The organism is Amycolatopsis acididurans (genome assembly GCF_012328925.1).
Taxonomy (GTDB): domain Bacteria; phylum Actinomycetota; class Actinomycetes; order Mycobacteriales; family Pseudonocardiaceae; genus Amycolatopsis_E; species Amycolatopsis_E acididurans.
In genome coordinates, this window is sequence record NZ_JAAXLS010000001.1 from 371,042 (window position 1) to 389,079 (window position 18,038).

Genomic DNA, 18,038 nt, shown 5'->3' on the forward strand with positions numbered 1-18,038 from the left:
GTGGCGGGGCGCACCGTAGCGAGTGAGGAGGCACATGTGAGTGTCTGCATCATCGGCGCCGGCTGCTCCGGTTTCACCACGGCGAAGCGCCTGCGGGATCACGGCATCCCCTTCGACTGCTTCGAGGAATCGGACGACGTCGGCGGCAACTGGTACTTCGGCAATCCCAACGGCCGCTCCGCCTGTTACGAATCGCTGCACATCGACACCTCCACGACCCGGCTGCAGTTCGAGGACTTCCCGGCGGGCCGGGACTGGCCGCATTTTCCGCACCATTCCCTGATCCACCAGTACTTCCGCGACTATGTCGACCACTTCGGACTCCGCGAATCGATCACGTTCGGCACCGCGGTCCAACACACCGCCCCTCGTCCCGACGGCACCTGGGAAGTCACGCTCAGCACGGGCGAGACCCGCGGCTACGACGCGCTCGTGGTCGCCAACGGACACCACTGGAACCCGCGCTGGCCCGAGTACCCCGGCACGTTCCACGGCACCATGCTGCACAGTCACTCCTACCGCAGCCCCTTCGATCCGGTGGACATGCGGGGCAAACGCGTCGTGGTGGTGGGCATGGGCAACTCGGCGCTGGACATCGCCTCGGAGCTGTCGCACCGCTCGATCGCCCGCCACGTCTGGGTTTCCGCGCGCCGTGGCGTGTGGGTGCTGTCGAAGTACCGCGGCGGCCAGCCCGCCGACAAGATGATGATGCCGCCGTGGATGCCGAAGAAGCTCGGACTCGCGCTGTCCCGCCGCGCCATCAAGAAGATCCTCGGCAACATGGAGGACTACGGGCTGCCGAAACCCGACCACGAGCCGCTGTCCGCGCATCCCTCGGTCAGCGTCGACTTCCTCGCCAAGGCCGGATCCGGTGACCTCTCGTGTGTCGGCGAGATCGAGCGGCTGGACGGCGATGCCGTGGTGTGCAAGGACGGCAGGCGGATCGAGGCCGACGTGATCGTCTGCGCGACCGGCTACCAGATGTCGTTCCCGTTCTTCGACGATCCGGCGTTGCTGCCCGACGCCGAGCACCGGTTCCCGCTGTTCAAACGGATCATCAAGCCCGGCATCGACAATCTCTACTTCGCGGGGCTTGCGCAGGCCTCGCCGACGATCGTCAACCTGGCCGAGCAGCAGAGCAAGCTCATCGCCGAGCACCTGTCCGGACGCTACACGCTGCCCGGCGCCGAGGAGATGAACGCGATCATCGCCAGGGACGAGCAGAAGCATCTCGGGCAGTACTACAGTTCGCGGCGGCACACCATTCAGGTGGATTTCGCCCGCTACGTCAGGGATCTGCACAAGGAGATCCAGGCGGGAGAGAAGCGCGCCGCCGCGAGAACGGCCGCGTGATGGGCGCCTCGGAAGGCGGCTGCGAGCCCCGGTTCGCTCCCGTCCGCGAACTGCTGGACCGCAGGCTGCGCGACGGCGACGAGGTGGGTGCGTCGGTGTGCGTCATCCAGGACGGCGCGACGGTGGTGGACCTGTGGGGTGGTGTCGCGGATCAGGACTCCGGCCGCGCCTGGACTCCGGACACGCTGGTCACCACGTATTCGCTGACCAAGACCATGGCGGCGCTGGTCGTACTGCTGCTCATCGACCGCGGGGCGCTGGACCCGGATGCGCCGGTGGCCCGGTACTGGCCGGAGTTCCGCGCGAAAGACGTGCTTCTGCGTCATGTTCTCGGGCACACGTCGGGTCTGTGCGGCTGGGACGAGACCGTCACGCTGGACGACCTCTACGACACCGCAAGGGCGGCGGCGCTGCTCGCGGGGCAGGAGCCGTGGTGGACACCGGGTGAGGGATCCGGCTATCAGGCGGTCAGCCACGGTCATCTCCTCGGCGAGATCGTGCGGCGCGTGACCGGGAAGTCCCTGGGCACGGTGCTGCGTGCCGAATTCCCCGGCGCGGACTACTGGATCGGCGCGCCCGCGAGTGTGGATTCCCGTGTCGCCACGCTGGTTCCGCCACGAACGTCCGGTGTGGACCACACGGCGCTCGATCCGGTCGCCGTGCGCACCCTGACCAACCCGCTCATACCGCCAGCGGTCACGACGACAAGGCCGTTCCTCGCCGCCGAACTCGGCGGGCTGAACGGTCAGGGCAACGCGCGCTCGGTCGCCCGTCTGCAGTCGGTCGTCTCGCACGGACTGCTGTCCACTGTGGACCAGGTCTTCGATGTGCAGTCCGACGGGGTGGACCGGGTGCTGGGCACGCACGTCCGTTTCGGGCTCGGCTATGCGCTGCCGAGCCCGCGGACTCCGGTGTCCATCCCGGACGGCCGGATCTGCTGGTGGAGCGGCTTCGGCGGATCGATGGTGGTCAACGACCTGGACCGCCGGCTGACGTTCGCCTACGTGATGAACAGGATGGAGCCGGGACTCATCGGCGCCGCCAACGCCAACGCCTACACCGAGGCGCTCTATTCCTGTGTGGACGGTTAGACGGCCCCGGCGATGCGGTCCAGTTCCTCACGGAGGGCGTGCGTCAGTGCGTCCGGGTCCGGGAACCGGTGCGGGTCGGCGATCACCGTGATCGTGACGGTGCCCGCGTAGGTGAACACTTCGAAGTAGACGGTGATGTTGCTGTCGCTGCTCACCCCGATCGGGATGGCCGACCGGACCGGCCGGCCGCCGAAAGTGATCTGCTCGCCGGGGCCGCGGACGTGGCTGACCAGCGTGTGCAGGCGATGCTGGTGATTCATGTACCAGTGATAGGCGCCCAGCGCGGCCAGCGGCCGGAATGCCCAGCCGAGCAACGCGATCGGTGGCGGACCCTGAGCCGACGACTTGTGTGCGCGTACCGCCGCCGCGGTCCGCCGCAGCCGGTCCGCCGTGTCACCGGCGACCGGAACGGACACCAGCAGGGGGCTGACCATGTTGCCACGGGCGGCTTCTCCGGTTTCGTGACCGGAGACGGGTACGCCGATCGCCACGCTGTCGAGCGACTCGCCGTCCTCGAGCAGGGCCCGGTTCAGCGCCGCGGCCACCGCCACCAGTAGCGCGTCGTTGACGGTGGCGTCGTAGCGGTGCGCTGCCGCCCGCAGCGCCGCCGCGGGGAACCGGACGACCGCCAGTCTGCTGCGTCCTCCGGCCGGTCGCAGGAGTGAGCACGACGCCGCGCGGGGCGGGTGCACCCCACCGGCGGCCGTCATCGAAGCGCGCAGCGATCGCAGAGCGGGACCGGCCCGGCGCAGTGCGCGGATCCGGGCGCGCAGCGCGTCGGCGGCCAGCTGTCCTGCGGCCGGGCGTGGCCGGGGAAACGGCACCGGAGGCGTGGGCGCGCCGGGGTCGACCAGGCCCGCCAGGATGGCGAGCCCGCCGACCCCGTCCGCGAGCACGTGATGCAACACGATCACGAGCGCGACCCCGCCGTCGGCGAGCCCGGTGACGAACACCGCCGTCCATCGGGGGCCGGTGCGCGGCAGCGGAGTCCCGATGAGGGATTGCGCGAGGTCGAGCAGTGCGCGTTCGTCCCCGGGTTCCGGGCATCGCGTCGTGTGGAGCCGGTCGGCGACCTCCGATGCCTCGTCGTCGACCCAGATCGGGCCGCCGCAGCCGGGTGGTGTCCGGACCAGCAGCTGCCGGAGCCGGGGGATGGCGGCCGCCCGTTCGGCGAGCAGCCGCAGGGCCCGGGCCAGGTCGAACCCGTCGGTCGCGCCGAAGAGGAGTATCACCCCGAAATGCTCGGGGGCCTTCGCCGAATCCATCGCGAGAAACGCGCGATCCGTCGGGCTCGCCCGGTCGATCACCGGCCCTCCGGCCGCCCCGGCTTCGGCTTGGATCCGCGACGTCATCGCTCCAGCAGACGCCGAACACGGGCGGGCGGAGTAGTGTCCAAAGCCCCCGAATCGTGGCCGTGCTCAGGGAACCAGAACGGTCTTGCCCGGCAGCCGGCCCGACGCGGCGTCGTCGTGCACCGCGGCGAGGTCGGCCAGCGGCCGCCGCTCGGCGACGTGAATCCGCAGTTCTCCCTCGTCGACACGAGCGACGAGCCCGGCCAGCTGACCGGCGTCGCCGTGCAGGAAGACCCGTGCGGTCCGCACGCCGCGATCCGCGGTCTCCGGCGGCGGCGTGGTGGTGCTAGCCAGCACTCCGCCGTCGTTCACCAGATCCAACAGCCCTCCGGTCTCCTCGGGCGAGGTGGTGACCAGGTTGAGCACGACGTCGAACCGTTCGCCGAGGTCGCCGACCGCGGTCGTGGTGTAGTCGACGATCCGGTCGGCGCCGTACTCGCGCAGGCGCTGGGCGCTGCGCGCGCTCGCCGTCGCGGTGACCGTCGCCCCGGCCTGCTTCGCGAGCTGGACCGCGTAGCCGCCGACGGCGCCACCGGCACCGTTGATCAGAATCGACTGCCCTGCCTGGAGCCCGGCGTTCTCGAACAGCGCCTGCCAGGCCGTGAGCCCGGCCGCGGGCAGCGCCGCCGCGTCGGCAGGCTCGCCCGTGCGCGGGGCGGCGGCCAGCGCCTCGGCCGGGACGGTCACGTATTCGGCGGTGGCCCCGGCGCTGGTCATCGGCAGGAGCGCCACGACGGCGGCACCCTCCCGCCAGCCCTCGACCCCGGCGCCGACACCGGCGATCGTGCCCGCGACGTCGATGCCCGGCACGGCAGGGAACGTCTGCGGGAACACCTCATGCAGGAAACCGGCCCGGATCGCTGCGTCGACCGGGTTGAACGAGGTGCCCACCACCTTGACGAGCACCTCACCCGCGCCGGGCACGGGCTGCTCGGCCTCTTCGTAGTTCAGAACCTCACTGCCGCCGTACTGGTGGTAGCGCACTGCCTTCATCGAGTCCTCCTCGGGTAGTGCTTCGATCTCGAAGCACTTTCGAGCGTAGAACATGCTTCGAGATCGAAGCAAACCGTTCCCCTGTGAAGGCAGTCACGTCGTTACGAAGTCGAAGCATCTACGATCGGGACATGGAGGATGCGCTGGGCCCGGAACAGCTGGCCACGTACTTCGCGCTCACGGAGGCGACCGATCTGCTGCACCACGCGGTCGAACAGCATCTGCGCGCCGACGGCGATCTGAGCTACGTGCAGTTCCAGCTGCTGGCCCGGCTCGCGGGCACGAATGGCCGGCTGACGATGACCGAGCTCGCCGACGGCGTCGTCTACAGCCGCAGCGGCCTGACCCACCAGGCCGGTCTGCTGGAGAAGGCGGGACTGGTCACCCGCGGCCCCTGCCCGGACGATCAGCGCGCCACCGTCGTCACCATCACCGAAGCCGGGCGCGCGCTGGTGGACAAGGTGCTGCCGGGGCACGTGCGGGTGGTCAGCAGCCTGCTGTTCGAGCCTCTGTCCACTCAGGACATCGATGCGCTCGGTGAGATCATGACGCGGCTTCGCGATCACATGCGGAGCCTGCCGCCCCGCTCGGCGGCCCCGCGCAAACGCCGTCCGCGAAGCTGACCCCGGCCAGTTCGGCGAACGCGATGGCCGTGCGGTCGGCCAGGTGCGGCGCCACGACCTGAAGGCCGACCGGAAGCCCGTCGCGGGTCAGGCCCGCCGGGACGACCACGGACGGCAAGCCCAGCACGCTGAACAGACCGCACCAGCCGATCGTGCTCATGTGCGGCCGCGGCTCGCCGTCGACATCGATCACCCGGGTGCCGATGTCGCCGGCGTGATCGTGGGGGAAGGCGGGCATCGCGGTGACCGGGCACAGCAGCACGTCGTAGTCGGCGAACCAGCGAGCCCACGCCGCCCGGGCCCGCGCGCGATCCTCGGAGCGGGCCAGCCAGCCGCGGTGCGTCGCCGTCGCCGGTGGCAGCGCCTCGTCGGGCAGGTTGTACGCCACGGCCGCGAGCACCATGTCCAGGTGCAGCTGCCACAGCTGTTCGAACGGCACCGGCGGCCGCGGGCGCGCGAGCCGCACCCCGGCCGCGCCCAGCGCGGCGACCGCTTCCTCCAGTACGGCGGCGGTGTCGCTGCCGACGGGGCACGCGGGATCGTCCAGCCACACCGCGGCGCGGAACTCGCGCCGGGCAGGCGGCCCGGGTGACCCGGTGAGTACGTCGAGCACGAGCCCGAGATCTTCCGCGCGACGGCAGATCGGGCCCAGCACGTTGCCGTCCGCCGCGACGAGGCCGCCGCCCACGTGATCGATGTAGCCCTCGCCCGGCACGAGCCCCGCCGACGGTTTCAGCCCGTACACCCCGCAGAAATGCGCCGGAATCCGGATGGAGCCCGCGATGTCGGAGGCGAGGTCGAACGCGCACAACCCGTCCGCGACCGCGGCCGCGCTGCCACCCGACGAGCCGCCGGGTGTGCGCGTGCGGTCCCACGGGTTGTGCGTGACACCGAAGACCTCGTTGTAGGTCTGGATGTCCCCGCACCAGGTGGGCGTGTTCGTCTTGCCCAGCACGACCGCGCCCGCGGCCCGCAACCGTGCCACCGCGGGCGCGTCCTCGGCCGGCACGTGCGTGGCCAGCTCGGGCGATCCGCACGTCGTGCGCAGTCCCGCCGTCGCGATCGCGTCCTTGACCGTGATCGGTACCCCGTGCAGGGGCCCCCTCGGCCCGGTCCGCTCGTCCGCTCTCGCCGCGTCCGCGAGTGCCCGCTCCGCGTCGAGCGTGACCACCGCGTTGAGGTCCGACGCGGCGATGCGGTCGAGGTAGTAGCGGACCAGCTCGCGGCTGGACACGGACGACGCGGAGATCGCCCGTGCCAGCTCGCGAGCACCGGCCCGAGCCGGGTCCATCAGCTGCCGCCCTTGGCCTTCGGCCAGTTGCCGAGCTTGCCGCCGTTGTCGATCAACGGTCCGGCGGGCTCGAAATGCCCGGTCGCGGCCGGGGTCGCGCCTGTGTAGGTGTACATCCGCCCGGCCTCGAAGGGATAGGCGTCCTCGACACCGCTGACCTTGCCCTCCACACCCTGGATCATGAGCGGGTAGGTCGAGGCGTAGGAGTGCACCGCGACGTTGATGTTGGCGCGGTTCAGCCCGCCCTTCATCGTCGAGGCGTCCTGCAGTGCCTGCACGATGTACCAGGCCCAGAACCAGCCGTTGGCGATCTGCGCGTTCTTCGGGTCGAGCCCGGCCGCCGACACGGTGTCGGTGTAGAGCTTCGCGAACTGGGTGTTGGGGTTGTCCGGGTCGCTCGGCGCGTAGTAGTAGCGCACGACGTTCGTGCCGTTGCCGGTCAGGCCCTGCTTGCCCAGTGGCGCGTAGGTGGTCTGGATCTGTGCGCACGGCTGGGCCGCGACCACCTGCGGTTTCCACGCGCTCTTCTCGATCGCGGCGATGGCCTGCGTGCAGAACGTGCCGGCCTCGGCCAGCACCACGACGTCCGCGTTGGACGCCGCGGCGCTGGTCACCTCATTGTCCACATTGGGCGCGCTGACGTCGTTGGTCTGCTCGTTGACGATGGTGATGCCCGGGGTCTGTGCCACCGCGCGCTTGAACCCGTTGATGTAGGAGTGTCCGAGCGCGTTGCCGATGGAGATCGTGGCCACCTTCGCGCCCTGCGGGAACTTCTGCTTGATCCAGGAGGCCCAGATCCCGCTCTCGTTGTAGTAGTCGAGGCCGAAGCCCGACGTCCACGGATGGTTCTGCGGATCGCCGAACTCGTCGTCGGAGGCGGCGACCATGAACTGACCCATGCAGGACTGGTTCATGTAATCGATCAGGTTGAGGTTGTTGGGCGAGCCCAGCACCGCGAAACTGCCGGCGTAGGCGCCGGACTGCACCGCCGCCTCGACGTTCTTGCGGGTCTGGTCGGGCTGGTACTGGTCGTCCTTGACGTCGATGCTGACGCGCCTGCCCTGCACGCCGCCGTGCGCGTTGACGTAATCGATGTAGGTCTTGATGCCGTCGCTGATCGCGCCGTAGGCCGCCAGCGGGCCGGAGTGCGGCATGCTGGTGAACAGCTTGATCTCGTCGGCGGTGATGCCGGCGTTGTTGTCCCAGGTCGCCGGGCAGGAGGACAGGTCGAGCTTGAAGCCGCCCGGTCCGGTGTAGACACAGCTGCCGTCGGCGGAACGGCCCCAGTTCTTGCTGTCCGGGTTGGCGGCCGGGATCGAGCCGTCCGAGGGCGCCGTGCCGGACGCCTTGGGGGCGGTCGCCGAGGCGCCGCATTTCTTGTCCTGTGCGGCCTGCTTGGCCGCTTCGTGCGAGCACGCGGTCGCACTCGCGCCGACGACAGTGGCGATGACCAGCGTCGCGAGGCGTCGTTGCCAGGTGGAACGGGTCATGGTTCAGCCCTTTCTAAGGCCGGTTGGCCGGACTGGGAGCGCACCGCGAACCGGTGGGCCTCCCAGCCGAGTGGGGAGCGGGGGACGATCTGGAGCACCCGGCGGCGCAGGCGGCCGAGGCCGTCGATCACCCCGCCGGGCAGCAGGAACACGAACGCGATGAGCAATGCGCCGGAGGCGATGCCGACGATCTGCCCGCCATCGGGGCGGCCGCCGAGCAGGTTCAGCGACTGCGCCCAGTCGGCCATGTAGGTGCGGAGGACGACGAAGATGATGGCGCCGGGAACGGCGCCCGCGATCGAGGCGCTGCCTCCGGCGATCAGCGCGACGAGCAGGAAGATGGACAGGTACAGATCGAACCGGGAACCGGACACCGCCGGCACCTGGATGACCAGCAACGATCCGGCGACGCCCGCGAAGGCGGCGCTGACGGCGAACGCGAAGATCTTCACCCGTGCCACCCGCACGCCCGAGGCAGCCGCCGACAGCGGCGCGTCCCGTACGGCGTGCATGGCACGGCCGACCCGGCTGCGTACGACGTTGCGCGCGATGAGGAACATCAATGCCGCCACGGCGAGCACCGCGTAGTAGTCATCGGTCGGCGGCCCGGCCGGGGTGTAGGGATTGACGAAGAACCAGTCCGGTGCCGCCATCTCCTGCGGCGCGAACTTGCCGTTGGGCCCGCCGGTGAAGCTCGGGAACTTGTCGATCAGGACGGGGAACAGGGCGGCGACGGCGAGGGTGACCGTCGCCAGATACAGCCCGCGGATACGCAGCGCCGGGATGCCGACGAGCGCGCCCGCGAGCAGGCACACGACCACGGCCACGGGAATCGTGGCCAGGTAGGGCCAGCCGTGGTCGGCGACGAGGATGATCGTGGTGTAGCCACCGATCCCGACGAACGCGCTGTGGCCGAGGGAGATCTGTCCACAGTGGCCGGTGAGCAGGCCGAGCCCGAGAATGGCGACGCTGTAGGCGACCATCTGGGTCAGTGTCTCGATCTGCGCGACCTCGCTGATCAGCAGCGGCAGCACGATCAGCACCACCGCGGCCGCCGCCGCGCCGCCCCACCGGAGTGTGCGGTGGGCGCGGCTGCCCTCGTGCACGGTGAACGCGGCCATCACACACGCTCCTGGGTCCGGCGGCCGAGCAGGCCCGCGGGTTTGAACTGCAGCACCGCGACGATCACGAAGAACGCGCAGCCCAGCCCGAACTGCCCGCCCAGCGCCGGGATGTAGCCGGTGAGCAGCGCGATCGACAGGCCGACCACGATGCCGCCGACCAGTGCGCCCGCGATGCTGTCCAGACCGCCGAGGGTGGCCGCCGCGAACGCGTAGACCAAGATCTTGTCCATGAACGTCGGGTCGAGGTAGGTCGTGGGCGCGGCCAGGCAGCCGGCGAGCGTGCCGACCGCGGCCGCCAGCGCCCAGCTGCTCTGCACCGTCCGTCCGATGTGGATACCCAGTAGCCGGGACGGTTCCACCCCGGCGGACACGCAGCGGAACGCGAGGCCGAGCTTGGTCCGTGACAGCGACAACTGCAGCACCACGACGACGGCGACCACGAGCAGTGCGGTGCCGAGGCTGGTGTAGTACAGCCGGGCGCCGCCGATGGTGATGAAATCGTCGGGCCCGGTGGGGAACAGCGTCGGGAAGCCACGCGGATCGAAACCCCACAGCAGCGCGGCGAGCGCGTTGAGGGCCAGGTACAGGGCGAGGGTCACGATCGTGATCGCGAGGTGATTGGCCGGATCGAACGGCCGGATCAGCACCCGTTCGATCCCGGCGGCGGCCGCCGCGGAGACCACCATTCCGGCGATGATCGCCACGACGAGCGGCAGCGCCCATTTCTCCGCCGCGGTGAACGCCAGGTAGGTGCCGACCATCGCCATCGCGCCCTGCGCGAAGTTGATGACACCGGTGGCCTTGAACACCAGCACGAGTGCGAGCGCCACCATGCCGTAGAGGACGCCGTTGCCCACGCCGTCGAGAACGCGTTGCAGGTACAGGGTGGGGCCGCCGTCGATGATCGCGTAGACCGAGAACAGCGCCAGCAGCCCGGCGACGACACCGAGACCGGTGGTCGCCGATCGCCGGCGGCTCGCGGCGAGCACGTCGCCGTCACGAGGTCGCGCGGTGGCCCGGCCGGTAGTAGGGATCGCCACTGGAGAACACCCTCCTTTGGGTGAGCGTGGTCAGTAACCGAGATAAGCGCGCCGCACCGACTCGTCGTCGCGCAGCCGCGCCGCCGGGCCGGTGATCGCGACCGAGCCCGCTTCCAGCACGTAGCCCCGCTGTGCCATGTCGAGCGCCAGCGCGGCGTTCTGCTCGACGATGACCATGGCGACCGCGCGTTCCTCGCACACCCGCGCGAGGACACCGAACAGCTGCCGCACGACGATGGGCGCGAGGCCGAGCGAGGGTTCGTCGAGCAACAGCAGCCGCGGCCTGCTCATCAGCGCCCGCGTGATCGCCAGCATCTGCTGCTCGCCGCCACTGAGGCTGCCCGCCGACGTGGTCCGTCGCTGCGCCAGGCGCGGGAAAACGTCGTACCAGTAGGCGATATCGGTCTTGAGCTGCTTGTCGCGCCGCACGAAACCACCCGCGCGGATGTTGTCCTCGACGCTGAGGTCGGCGAGCGTGCCCCGGCCCTGCGGGACCATCGACACCCCGAGGCGCACCACGTCGTAGGTCGACTTCCCGCCGATCGGCTCGCCCGCCAGCAGGAGCTCGCCGTCGGTGCGCACCAGACGGCAGATCGACCGCAGCAGCGTGGTCTTGCCGGCTCCGTTCGCGCCCAGTACCACCACGACCTCGCCGTCCGCGACGGTCAGGTCGACGCCGTGCAGGCATTCGACGTCGCCGTAGTACGCGCGGACATCGCGCAGCTCCAGCAGGTTTTCCCGTCGCGAGGCCTGGGTGGTGCCGTCGGCCTCGGCGGCCTGGGCGGTCATACCGGCGTCCCGAGGTAGGCCTCGACCAGCTCCGGGGAGTCCCGCAGCTCGGCAGGGGTGCCGGCGACGAGGTTGCGCCCGAAGTCGAGTGCGAACACGTAGTCGGAGATCGACATGACGAACTGCATGTGGTGCTCCACGAGTAGAAGCGTGATCCCGCGTTCTTCGCGCAGCCGCAGCAGCAGCTCGCCCAGTTCGCGGACGTCGCCGTGCGTCAGCCCGCCCGCGGGCTCGTCGAGCAGGAGCAGCCGCGGGTCGCTGATCAGCGCCCTGGCCAGCTCGACGCGTTTGAGCGTTCCGTACGGCAGGCCCGTGCACTCGCGGTGAGCCACATCGGTGATCTCGAAGTAGTCGAGCATCGCGTACGCGCGCGCCCGCAGCGCCCGGTCCTCGCGCGCGGCGGGCCAGCCCAGCACCGAGGCCGCGAAGCCGACGCGGCCGCGGGCGTGCCGTCCCACCATCACGTTCTCGAGCACGCTCATACCGGGCCAGAGTGCGAGGTTCTGGAAAGTCCGGGCGATGCCGAGCCCGGCGAGGTCGGCCGGATGGGTGGAGAGCAGATTCCCTCCGCCGAAGGTGATCCGGCCCGACGCGGGCTTCACCAGACGGCTGATGGCGTTGAAGGCGGTGGTCTTCCCGGCGCCGTTCGGGCCGATGAGGGCACAGATCTGTCCTTCGTGGACGGTGAGCGAGACGGCGTCGAGTGCGGTCACGCCGCCGAAGCGGACGGTGACCTTGTCGAGGGTGAGCAGCTCGGTCATAACACGCCGTCCGCTCTGAGCCGGGCCAGCCGCTCGCCGTCGGCGACCGCGCTGAGCACGGCATCGGTGTCGGCACCGAGCGCGGGGCCGGTGCGGTCGATCTCGCCGGGGGTGCGGGAGAACTTCGGGACGACGCCGTTCATGGGCAGCTCCGTGCCGTTTCCGTTGCGCCGCCAGAGGATCATCTCGCGCGCGGCGAAATGCGGATCGGTCAGGATCGAGGCGGCGGTGTTGATCCGGCCGACCGGGACACCGTGCTCGCGCAACTGCTCGATGAGCTCGCCGCTCTTGCGGGTCGCAGTCCACGCCGAGATGAGCGCGTCCAGTTCGGCCATCCGTGCCCCACGGCCCTGGTGGGTGGCGTAGCGCTCGTCGCGCGCCAGCTCCGGGCGGCCCATCGCCTCGGCGAGGCGGGTGAAGACCGAATCGGCGTTCGCGGCGATGACGACCTCGGCGTCGTCCGCAGTGGGGTACACATTGGACGGTGCGACACCGGCGAGCACGCTGCCGCTGCGCCGGCGCAGCACACCACCGGCGTGGTAGTCGGCGAGCGTGGACTCCATCAGCGCGAAGACCGCCTCGTAGATCGCGACGTCCACCTCCTGGCCGGCGCCGCTGGAGGACCGTTCGGTCAGCGCGGCGAGCGTGCCGATGACGGCGAACAGCGAGGCCAGCGAGTCGCCCAGGCTGATGCCCGTGCGCGCCGGACGGTCGCCGGGAGATCCCGTGGTGTAACGGATCCCGCCGACCGCCTCGGCGACGCTGCCGAAACCCGCCTCGCTGGAGTTCGGGCCCGTCTGCCCGAAACCGGAGACGTGGACCATGATGATGCCGGGGTTGTCACCGCGCAGCGTCTCGTAGTCCAGGCCCCAGCGGGCCATCGTGCCAGGGCGGAAGTTCTCCAGCACCACGTCGCAGGAGGCCGCGAGCTCGCGCACCAGCCGCTGGCCGCGTTCGTCGCGCAGATCGATGGTCACCGACTTCTTGTTGCGGCCGATCGCGGGCCACCACAACGATTCCCCGTCCTGGGTGATGCCCCAGCGGCGCATGGGATCGCCGGCCTGCGGCGGTTCGATCTTGATGACCTCGGCGCCGTAATCGGCCAGCAGCTGGCCGGCGAACGGCCCGGCGATGAAGCTGCCGAGCTCCAGAACTCTGATTCCGTGCAGGGGACCCAACGGTGCGCCGCCTCTCGAATCGACAGTGGACACATATTGCACACAATCCGGATCGGGGTACAAGGGTGCGTCAACACTTTTGTAGATTTTCGTGTCCGAATCGTTCGTTCCGCGCGCAGCCGGTGACTCTGCGCGTACCCTCTACTCCCGAGCGAGACGAACAGGGGGCGCCAGCCGATGGCCACCAGCGCTGAGGACACGAACACGGTCGCCGTCGCCTACGGTGGTGGCCCGATGCCGGAGCGGGGCATGTCCGGGCCGGCGCTGGCCTACAGCTCGATCCGGTCCTGGATCGTGGAAGGGAAGCTGCGGCCCGGCGAACGGCTCATCGAGCAGCGCATCGCGGCCGAGCTGAACCTCTCGCGGACGCCCGTGCGCGAAGCGGTGCGCATGCTCGCCGCCGACGGTCTCGTGGTGACCGAACGCAATCGCGGCGCCGTCGTGCGCACGCTGGGCCGGCAGGACGTGCTCGACCTGTACGAACTGCGCGCGCGGCTGGAGTCCTACGCGTGCGAGCTCGCCGCCTCGCGTGCGACGCCGGACGATCTGGAGGCCATCGACGCGGGGATCCGCGACTTCGGCAAGGCGTTGCGGCGCAGGGATCTGGACCGCCTGGAGCGCACCCGGCTGATCGGCGAGGCGAACCGGCACGTACACGCGGCGATCATCACGGCCAGCCGGCACAGCAGGCTCGCCCACCTGCTCAGCAGTGCGGTGGACGCCCCGCTGGTCTTCGAGGCGTTACGGGAATTCTCGAACCGTCAGCTGGAACGGTCGAATCTGTTCCACCAGCTGATCAGGGACACCATCGCCAAGGGTGAACCGGTGCGCGCCGCGCAGTTGATGCACGAGCACATCATGCTCGGCCGCGACCAGATCCTGGCGGACCTCAACCGCGGGTAGTTGTGGTCGCCGCCTTCCTTCGGGCATCTTGATTGCATACAATCAACTTCTTCGCCGCCGAGAAGCCGGAGGGCTCATGCTCGCGCAGGACGACTTCACCCGGATCCGGATCGAGGTTCGCGACGACGGGATCGCGACGCTGGTCCTCAACCGCCCGGAGCACGGCAACGCCGTCGACGATGCCATGCATTCGGAACTCACCACCGTCTTTTCCCGTGCCCGCGCCGATTCCCGCGTGAAGGCCGTGGTACTCACCGGGGCGGGCACGACGTTCTGCCGGGGCGGTGACAGCAGTCCGTCGCGCACGTTCACCACGATCACCGGCCTGGCTCCGGTCCAGGAGGCAAGGCTCATCGTGGAAACGTTGCTGGACCTGGAAAAACCCGTCATCGCCGCGGTCAACGGCGACGCACTGGGGCTCGGCGCGATACTGGCCACGCTGGCGGACGTCGCGTTCGTGGCCAGGACGGCGAGCATCGGCGACCGGCACGTTCTCGGTGGGGTGACGGCGGGCAACGGCAGCGCCGCGCTGTGGCCGCTGATCGTCGGCGTGAACCGCGCGAAGTACCTGCTGCTGGGCGGCGAGGTGCTCACCGCGGATGAGGCCGTCGGCATCGGTCTCGCGCACGAAGTGGTCGATGATCCGGTGGCCTCGGCGACCGCGCTGGCCCAGCGGTGGGCCCGGCTGCCGCAATTCGCGCTGCGGACGACGAAATCGGTGCTCAACGTCCATCTCAAGGCCGCCGCGGGCCAGGCGCTGGAATACGGGCTCGCACTGGAGGAACAGGCGATGGCGGGACCGGAGTTCGCGGCCGTGCTCGCCGGCCGCCGCGGAAACTCGACGAGGGAGAACTGATGCTGGACTTCACCGGGCGCGTCGCGATCGTGACCGGCGCGGGACACGGCCTCGGCCGTCGGTACGCGCTCGACCTGGCGCGCCGCGGCGCGCGCGTGATCGCCAACGACATCGACGCCGCCGAGGGCGTGGTCGCCGAAATCGCGGCGGCCGGGGGAGTGGCGGTGGCCGAGTCCACCAGCGTCGCCACGCCCGAGGGCGGACAGGCCATTGTGGACAGGGCGATGGCCGAGTTCGGGCGCCTGGACGTGCTCGTCAACAACGCGGGCATCGCCCGCACCAACGAGTTCGCCGGGATCGTCTACGACGACGTGCTGGCGTCGCTGCGGGTCCACCTGCTCGGCGCCTTCCATCTGCTGCTGCCGGCCTGGCGGGTGTTCCGCGACCAGGGCGGCGGGCGGGTGGTCAACACGACCTCCGCGGTGGGCGTGTTCGGCCAGCGGCGTTCCAGTGTGTACGCCGCCGGGAAGATGGGGATCGTGGGCCTGACGCGGGTGCTCGCCTTGGAGGGCGAGCCGGACGATATCCGGGTCAACGCGATCGCGCCGGTGGCGCAGTCGCGAATGGCCGGGGACGTGTACGGCCGGCTGGACCCCAAACTCGATCCGGCGTACGTGTCGGCGGTCGTGCTCGCGCTGGCGCATCACTCCTCCACGGTGACCGGCGAGGTGGTCTCGGCCGGTGGCGGACGCGTTTCGCGACTGCTGCTGGCCGCCACCGAGGGAATCTTCGAACCGGAACTGAACGACGACGTGGCGGCGGCGCGGCTGAACGAGGTGTGCGCCGACGAACGTGTGGTCGCCGTCCCCGGCTGCGCGATGGACGAAATCGACCTCATCCGCGCCAGTTTCCCCGAACTCGCCGACTTCCGCATGGCGCCCCGCTGACGGACAATGCCCGGCCGCCCCGGGGAAAGGGGCGGCCGGGCCCGGTCAGGCGGGCGAGTCGATCACGCAGAGCAGGTCGCGCACCTCGATCACGTCCCCGCTTTCGCCCCGCAGTTCGCTGACCACGCCCGCGTGCGGCGCGACGATCATCTGGCGGGCCTTCTCCGCCTCGATCTCGACCAGATCGGCGTCCTTGGCGACTTCCTCGCCTTCCTCGACGTACCAGTCGATGATCTCCGCGTCGCTCATGCCCATCGACAGCTGGGGCAGCCGGACCTCGTGCCGTGCCATGTTCACTCCGCCTCGTTCAGTGTGCGCCGCACCGCGGCGACGACCTTGTCCTTCGTGGGATAGATCTGCTTCTCCAGCGCCGGGCTGAACGGCACGTGGGTGTCGTCGGTGGTGACTCGTACGACCGGGCCGCGCAGCGAACCGAAGCAGTCCTCGGCCACGCGCGCCGCGATCTCGCTGGCCGCGCTGCAGGTGCGGTTCGCGGGATCGACCACGACACAACGCCCGGTGCGGCCGACCGACTCCAGAATCGTCGGCCAGTCCATCGGCACGAGCGTGCGCGGATCGATCACCTCGGCGCTGATCCCGTCCTCGGCCAGCTCGCGGGCGGCGTCGGTCGCCAGCACGCAGCCGAGCCCGATCCCGATGATCGTGACGTCGGTGCCGCGCTGCCGGACGGCGGCCGAACCGAGCGGCACCAGGTGGTCCTCGGCCTCCGGGATCGGCCCGCGTCCCTTGCGGCCCCACAGGTTCGCGTCCTCGAAGCACAGCACCGGGTTGTCGTCGCGGATGGCGGATTTGAGCAGGCCCAGCAGATCCGGCGCCGTCGACGGCAGGATGATCTTCAGTCCGGGCACGTTCATGAACATCGGGTACGGCCGGTCGGCGTGATGTCCCGCGGTGCCGCCGTGGTAGTACAGCGCCGCGCGCACCACGACGGGCAGCGTGGCCTGACCGCCGAACATGTAGCGCGCCTTGGCCAGTTGCGAGACGAACTGGTCCATCGCGCCGAACACGAAACTCGCCACGGTCAGGTCGACGATCGGGCGCAGCCCCGCCATCGCGGCGCCCGCGGCCACCCCGATCGACCCGGCCTCGGCCAGCGGCAGGTCGCGCACGCGCGCGGGCCCGAACGACTCCAACGCTCCCGCGGCGGCGCCGAAGACGTTGGCGCGCAGGTCCTGGCCCATGAGGATCACCCGCTCGTCGCGCGTCATCTCCTCGCGCTGCGCCTGGTTGATCGCCTGCAGGAAACCGAGCTGCTTGGCACGCGTGGACGCGGTCTTCACGCGCTCACCTCCGAGTAGATGTCGGTGTAGGCCGCCTCGGGCGGCGGGAACGGCGACCGGCGGGCGAACTCGACCGCGGCGTCCACTTCGGACTGGACCTCGTCGCGGAGTGCCTGAAGCCGGGCCTCGGTCGCGACCTTCCAGTCCAGCAGCCGCCGGTGGAACAGCGTGATCGGGTCGACGGTGTCGAACCAGCTCTCGACCACCTTCTGGTCGCGGTAGGGCTGCGGCACGACGAGCCCGTACGCGTGCTCGTGGAAGCGATACGTCTTCGCCTCCACCAGGCTCGGCCCGTCCCCGGCACGCGCGCGCCGCACGGCGTCCCGCGTCGCGCGGTAGACCGCCAGCACGTCCTGTCCGTCCACAACGGTGCCCGGCATGGAGTATCCCGCCGCGCGGATCGCGACGTCGGGCACCGACAGGGATTCGCTCGCCTCGACGCTGACCGCGTAACCGTTGTTCTCGCAGAAGTAGATGACCGGCAGCTTCCAGATCGAGGCGATGTTCATCGACTCGTGCAGCACGCCCTCGCTCGCCGCGCCGTCGCCGAAGAAGCACAGCGCCACCTGGCCGGACCCGCGCACCTGCGCGGCGAGGCCGGCCCCGGTCGCGACGGGGATCGCGGAGCCGACGATGCCGGACTCGCCGAGGCTGCCCACGGAGAAGTCGGCGAGGTGCATGCTGCCGCCCTTGCCGCCGCAGACACCCGTTTCCTTGCCCAGCAGCTCGGCCATCAGCGCGCCGAGACCGGCGCCCTTGGCGATGGGATGGCCGTGCGAGCGATGGTTGCCGGTCATGTAGTCCGACGTCTCGGTCGCGACGCACGCGCCGACGACCGCCGCCTCCTGCCCGATCGACAAATGCACCATCGCGGGCAGTTCCCCGGCGTGGAACAGCGCGATGGTGGCTTCCTCGAACAGGCGGACGCGCAGCATCCGGCGCATCATCTCGATCGCGAGCTCGTGGCCCGCGTCGTCGGCGAACTCTTCGGGTGGAGCGGTCATGA

The 18,038-nt window shown here is 70.2% G+C and carries 18 protein-coding genes; 6 read left to right on the top strand and 12 right to left on the bottom strand.

Going from position 1 to position 18,038, the window contains the following annotated elements; all coding sequences use genetic code 11:
• Positions 1-36 precede the first annotated feature (36 nt).
• Entirely contained in the window at positions 37-1,353 is a 1,317-nt protein-coding gene (locus tag HFP15_RS01880; protein ID WP_168510672.1) for a flavin-containing monooxygenase, read from the top strand.
• Positions 1,353-2,444, top strand: coding sequence for a serine hydrolase domain-containing protein (locus tag HFP15_RS01885; protein ID WP_168510674.1), 1,092 nt, complete (start codon positions 1,353-1,355; stop codon positions 2,442-2,444). Before HFP15_RS01880 ends, HFP15_RS01885 begins: the two co-directional genes overlap by 1 nt.
• Here HFP15_RS01885 and HFP15_RS01890 read toward each other — a convergent pair.
• Together HFP15_RS01890 and HFP15_RS01895 are read right to left on the bottom strand one after the other, a co-directional pair.
• On the bottom strand, positions 2,441-3,796 hold the full coding sequence (locus tag HFP15_RS01890; protein ID WP_168510676.1) for a wax ester/triacylglycerol synthase domain-containing protein: 1,356 nt from the start codon (positions 3,794-3,796) through the stop codon (positions 2,441-2,443). The two genes, HFP15_RS01885 and HFP15_RS01890, sit on opposite strands and share 4 nt — an antisense overlap.
• 66 nt (positions 3,797-3,862) lie before the next feature.
• Positions 3,863-4,789 (bottom strand): NADP-dependent oxidoreductase, encoded by a 927-nt coding sequence (locus tag HFP15_RS01895; protein WP_168510678.1) that lies wholly within the window; start codon positions 4,787-4,789, stop codon positions 3,863-3,865.
• 131 nt (positions 4,790-4,920) lie between these two features.
• On the opposite strand from HFP15_RS01895, the gene HFP15_RS01900 reads away from it, so the two are divergent.
• Positions 4,921-5,412 carry a MarR family winged helix-turn-helix transcriptional regulator gene (locus tag HFP15_RS01900; RefSeq protein WP_168510680.1) on the top strand — a complete coding sequence of 164 codons (492 nt, stop codon included), beginning with the start codon at positions 4,921-4,923 and terminating at the stop codon, positions 5,410-5,412.
• Here the strand turns inward: HFP15_RS01900 and HFP15_RS01905 are convergent.
• The 7 genes from HFP15_RS01905 to HFP15_RS01935 are packed head-to-tail and all read right to left on the bottom strand — an operon-like array spanning position 5,333 to position 13,085.
• Positions 5,333-6,703 carry an amidase family protein gene (locus HFP15_RS01905; RefSeq protein ID WP_168510682.1) on the bottom strand — a complete coding sequence of 457 codons (1,371 nt, stop codon included), beginning with the start codon at positions 6,701-6,703 and terminating at the stop codon, positions 5,333-5,335. The two genes, HFP15_RS01900 and HFP15_RS01905, sit on opposite strands and share 80 nt — an antisense overlap.
• Positions 6,703-8,193, bottom strand: coding sequence for an ABC transporter substrate-binding protein (locus HFP15_RS01910; RefSeq protein ID WP_168510684.1), 1,491 nt, complete (start codon positions 8,191-8,193; stop codon positions 6,703-6,705). Before HFP15_RS01910 ends, HFP15_RS01905 begins: the two co-directional genes overlap by 1 nt.
• Positions 8,190-9,314: a branched-chain amino acid ABC transporter permease gene (locus HFP15_RS01915; protein WP_168510686.1), complete on the bottom strand. Its 1,125-nt coding sequence runs from the start codon at positions 9,312-9,314 to the stop codon at positions 8,190-8,192. The genes HFP15_RS01910 and HFP15_RS01915 overlap by 4 nt, the downstream gene beginning before the upstream one ends.
• On the bottom strand, positions 9,314-10,357 hold the full coding sequence (locus HFP15_RS01920; protein WP_168510688.1) for a branched-chain amino acid ABC transporter permease: 1,044 nt from the start codon (positions 10,355-10,357) through the stop codon (positions 9,314-9,316). The genes HFP15_RS01915 and HFP15_RS01920 overlap by 1 nt, the downstream gene beginning before the upstream one ends.
• Positions 10,358-10,387: 30 nt before the next feature.
• Positions 10,388-11,146 (bottom strand): ABC transporter ATP-binding protein, encoded by a 759-nt coding sequence (locus HFP15_RS01925; RefSeq protein ID WP_168510690.1) that lies wholly within the window; start codon positions 11,144-11,146, stop codon positions 10,388-10,390.
• The gene (locus HFP15_RS01930; RefSeq protein WP_168510692.1) at positions 11,143-11,907 is read right to left on the bottom strand and encodes an ABC transporter ATP-binding protein; all 765 of its coding nucleotides are present in this window, start codon (positions 11,905-11,907) and stop codon (positions 11,143-11,145) included. The genes HFP15_RS01925 and HFP15_RS01930 overlap by 4 nt, the downstream gene beginning before the upstream one ends.
• Entirely contained in the window at positions 11,904-13,085 is a 1,182-nt protein-coding gene (locus tag HFP15_RS01935) for a CaiB/BaiF CoA transferase family protein (protein WP_210716608.1), read from the bottom strand. Before HFP15_RS01935 ends, HFP15_RS01930 begins: the two co-directional genes overlap by 4 nt.
• A 177-nt stretch (positions 13,086-13,262) precedes the next feature.
• Here HFP15_RS01935 and HFP15_RS01940 point away from each other — a divergent pair, with 177 nt between their 5' ends.
• The 3 genes from HFP15_RS01940 to HFP15_RS01950 all read left to right on the top strand — a co-directional run bounded on the left by HFP15_RS01940 (position 13,263) and on the right by HFP15_RS01950 (position 15,731).
• Complete coding sequence (locus HFP15_RS01940; RefSeq protein WP_168510696.1) at positions 13,263-13,988, top strand: GntR family transcriptional regulator; 726 nt, start codon at positions 13,263-13,265, stop codon at positions 13,986-13,988.
• 76 nt (positions 13,989-14,064) lie between these two features.
• On the top strand, positions 14,065-14,844 hold the full coding sequence (locus HFP15_RS01945) for an enoyl-CoA hydratase/isomerase family protein (RefSeq protein WP_168510698.1): 780 nt from the start codon (positions 14,065-14,067) through the stop codon (positions 14,842-14,844).
• The gene (locus tag HFP15_RS01950) at positions 14,844-15,731 is read left to right on the top strand and encodes an SDR family NAD(P)-dependent oxidoreductase (RefSeq protein WP_168510700.1); all 888 of its coding nucleotides are present in this window, start codon (positions 14,844-14,846) and stop codon (positions 15,729-15,731) included. The genes HFP15_RS01945 and HFP15_RS01950 overlap by 1 nt, the downstream gene beginning before the upstream one ends.
• 45 nt (positions 15,732-15,776) lie before the next feature.
• On the opposite strand, the gene HFP15_RS01955 is transcribed toward HFP15_RS01950, so the two are convergent.
• Genes HFP15_RS01955 through HFP15_RS01965 form a run of 3 tightly spaced genes read right to left on the bottom strand, consistent with a single transcriptional unit; the run spans position 15,777 to position 18,036 of the window.
• Positions 15,777-16,022 carry a biotin/lipoyl-containing protein gene (locus HFP15_RS01955; protein ID WP_168510703.1) on the bottom strand — a complete coding sequence of 82 codons (246 nt, stop codon included), beginning with the start codon at positions 16,020-16,022 and terminating at the stop codon, positions 15,777-15,779.
• Between the two features lie 2 nt (positions 16,023-16,024).
• Positions 16,025-17,032 carry an alpha-ketoacid dehydrogenase subunit beta gene (locus tag HFP15_RS01960; RefSeq protein WP_210716609.1) on the bottom strand — a complete coding sequence of 336 codons (1,008 nt, stop codon included), beginning with the start codon at positions 17,030-17,032 and terminating at the stop codon, positions 16,025-16,027.
• Positions 17,029-18,036, bottom strand: a complete 1,008-nt coding sequence (locus tag HFP15_RS01965; RefSeq protein WP_210716610.1) for a thiamine pyrophosphate-dependent dehydrogenase E1 component subunit alpha — start codon at positions 18,034-18,036, stop codon at positions 17,029-17,031. The genes HFP15_RS01960 and HFP15_RS01965 overlap by 4 nt, the downstream gene beginning before the upstream one ends.
• Positions 18,037-18,038: the final 2 nt, after the last annotated feature.

Excerpts from the sequence above, each read along its gene's own strand:
- HFP15_RS01895 (WP_168510678.1), bottom strand. The coding sequence starts at position 4,789 with ATGAAGGCAGTGCGCTACCACCAGTACGGCGGCAGTGAGGTTCTGAAC.
- HFP15_RS01885 (WP_168510674.1), top strand. The coding sequence starts at position 1,353 with ATGGGCGCCTCGGAAGGCGGCTGCGAGCCCCGGTTCGCTCCCGTCCGC.
- HFP15_RS01925 (WP_168510690.1), bottom strand. The coding sequence starts at position 11,146 with ATGACCGCCCAGGCCGCCGAGGCCGACGGCACCACCCAGGCCTCGCGA.
- HFP15_RS01915 (WP_168510686.1), bottom strand. The coding sequence starts at position 9,314 with ATGGCCGCGTTCACCGTGCACGAGGGCAGCCGCGCCCACCGCACACTC.
- HFP15_RS01955 (WP_168510703.1), bottom strand. The coding sequence starts at position 16,022 with ATGGCACGGCACGAGGTCCGGCTGCCCCAGCTGTCGATGGGCATGAGC.
- HFP15_RS01890 (WP_168510676.1), bottom strand. The coding sequence starts at position 3,796 with ATGACGTCGCGGATCCAAGCCGAAGCCGGGGCGGCCGGAGGGCCGGTG.
- HFP15_RS01940 (WP_168510696.1), top strand. The coding sequence starts at position 13,263 with ATGGCCACCAGCGCTGAGGACACGAACACGGTCGCCGTCGCCTACGGT.
- HFP15_RS01930 (WP_168510692.1), bottom strand. The coding sequence starts at position 11,907 with ATGACCGAGCTGCTCACCCTCGACAAGGTCACCGTCCGCTTCGGCGGC.
- HFP15_RS01910 (WP_168510684.1), bottom strand. The coding sequence starts at position 8,193 with ATGACCCGTTCCACCTGGCAACGACGCCTCGCGACGCTGGTCATCGCC.
- HFP15_RS01905 (WP_168510682.1), bottom strand. The coding sequence starts at position 6,703 with ATGGACCCGGCTCGGGCCGGTGCTCGCGAGCTGGCACGGGCGATCTCC.
- HFP15_RS01945 (WP_168510698.1), top strand. The coding sequence starts at position 14,065 with ATGCTCGCGCAGGACGACTTCACCCGGATCCGGATCGAGGTTCGCGAC.
- HFP15_RS01950 (WP_168510700.1), top strand. The coding sequence starts at position 14,844 with ATGCTGGACTTCACCGGGCGCGTCGCGATCGTGACCGGCGCGGGACAC.
- HFP15_RS01965 (WP_210716610.1), bottom strand. The coding sequence starts at position 18,036 with ATGACCGCTCCACCCGAAGAGTTCGCCGACGACGCGGGCCACGAGCTC.
- HFP15_RS01900 (WP_168510680.1), top strand. The coding sequence starts at position 4,921 with ATGGAGGATGCGCTGGGCCCGGAACAGCTGGCCACGTACTTCGCGCTC.